The organism is Herbaspirillum sp. B65 (assembly GCF_000333555.1).
GTDB classification, from domain to species: domain Bacteria; phylum Pseudomonadota; class Gammaproteobacteria; order Burkholderiales; family Burkholderiaceae_D; genus Herbaspirillum; species Herbaspirillum rubrisubalbicans.
The window spans coordinates 1-1,656 of sequence record NZ_BADI01000738.1 but is presented as its reverse complement, the minus strand read 5'-3'; the positions used below and the strand labels follow the sequence as shown (position 1 = coordinate 1,656).

General features: G+C 58.6%; 1 protein-coding gene and 1 pseudogene. Both read right to left on the bottom strand.

Annotated elements, in window-relative coordinates:
- A partial coding sequence (locus I5W_RS17295; protein ID WP_044530146.1) for an EpsD family peptidyl-prolyl cis-trans isomerase occupies positions 1 to 795 on the bottom strand: 795 nt, incomplete at its 3' end.
- A 90-nt stretch (positions 796 to 885) separates the two neighbouring features.
- A pseudogene (locus I5W_RS17290) lies at positions 886 to 1,656 on the bottom strand (undecaprenyl-phosphate glucose phosphotransferase); the annotation flags it as partial.

Below are 1,656 nucleotides of genomic sequence, written 5' to 3'. Positions count from 1 at the left end.
CTCTACCAATTGTTCGGAAGCCTGATTCTGCTTTTGCGTGACCAGGTATTGCACGATCTGAGGCGTGGCCACCGCCAACGACAGCGGCGTACTCTTGACGTCCTGCACCGACGTCAGGATTGCCGTGGGACCTTCGATCACCACGAACAAGGAGCCGCGCTCCATGTTCTTCAAGCTGGCGTTCATCTGCGGCGGCAAGTCGGCCGTGGTCTTGATGACCTGCTGACGCGCGAACTGGATATGGTGCGCATCAAGCCAGGTGGCGACGTCATCGAGGCGCTTGCCAGGCTGATCCATGAGCGCATTGAGTTCAGGCGTCAGGTTCGAGCCGGCGATGATCAGTTGCGCAAATTCATATTGCTTGCGCTGGGCAAACCAGTCCGGATTCTTGCGATACAGGTCTTCCACTTCCTGGTCCAGCGGACGCGTGGGCGCCTTGAGCTTGCTGGCCACATAGCTCTGGGCCAGTACCAGGTTGCGGGCACGCTCCATGTCGGCCAGCACGGCTGGATCGGCATCAAGCTTGTCCTTCTTGGCCGCATTGACCAGCAATTGCCGTGCCACCAGCCCATCGAGCAATTGCTTGGTCACCTCCGTCCCACCGGTCTTGGCCAGTTCGTTGTTGACCTGGTGGATGGTGATTTCCTGTCCATCGACATTGGCCACCACCTGGCTGGAAGAGGATGCCGACTTCTTCTCGCCGCAGGCGACCAGGCCAATCAAGAGCATGGCCGAGACCAGCGCCTTGACTGTCAGCTTGTTATAGGTTGTTCCTGTTGCCTTGCCGATTTTCATTTGATCAAGCTCTCTATTTTTCTACTATCACTTGCGCCAGCCAACGCGGCCGACTCCTATTGCCCCTGCCCTGCGAAGAGGCCCGGCCCATCAGTAAGCGTTATCCCGCTTGATCACCATGCGCACCGTCTGGAAGATGATCCACAGATCGAACACCAGAGACCAGCGGCGCAGGTACTCCAGGTCGAATTCGATACGGGCTTTCATCTTGTCCAGCGTCTCGGTCTCGCCGCGCAGGCCGTTGACCTGGGCCCAACCGGTAATGCCCGGCTTGACCTTGTGACGCAGCATGTAACCCTTGATCTGCTTGCGATAGAGCTCGTTGTGGGCCACCGCGTGCGGCCGCGGTCCGACGATGCTCATGCGCCCCTGCAGCACGTTGAAGAACTGCGGCAATTCATCCAGCGAACTGGAGCGCAAAAAACCGCCAATCTTGGTCAGGCGCATATCGCCCTTGGTAGCCTGGGTGACCTTGCCACCATCTTCCATGACCGTCATGGAGCGGAACTTGTAGACCACGATCTCTTCGCCATCCAGGCCGTAGCGGCGCTGTTTGAAGATGATGGGACCGGGCGAGGTGAGCTTGACGCAGATGGCGATGACCACCATCACCGGCAGCAGCATGAGCAGAATGCCGGAAGCCAGGACCAGGTCGCTCAAGCGCTTGACGATATTGTTGGTGCCGGTAAACGGCGTTTCGCAGATGGCCATCACGGCCATACCACCCACGTAGTCGAAGCGCGCCTGGATCAGGTTGAAGATGTAGATGTCAGGGATGAAGTAGATCGAGGCAGTGGTGTCCTGCAGTTCGTCGATCATCTGCAGCACGCGCGGGCTGGGCCGAGATCGCCATACTGATGT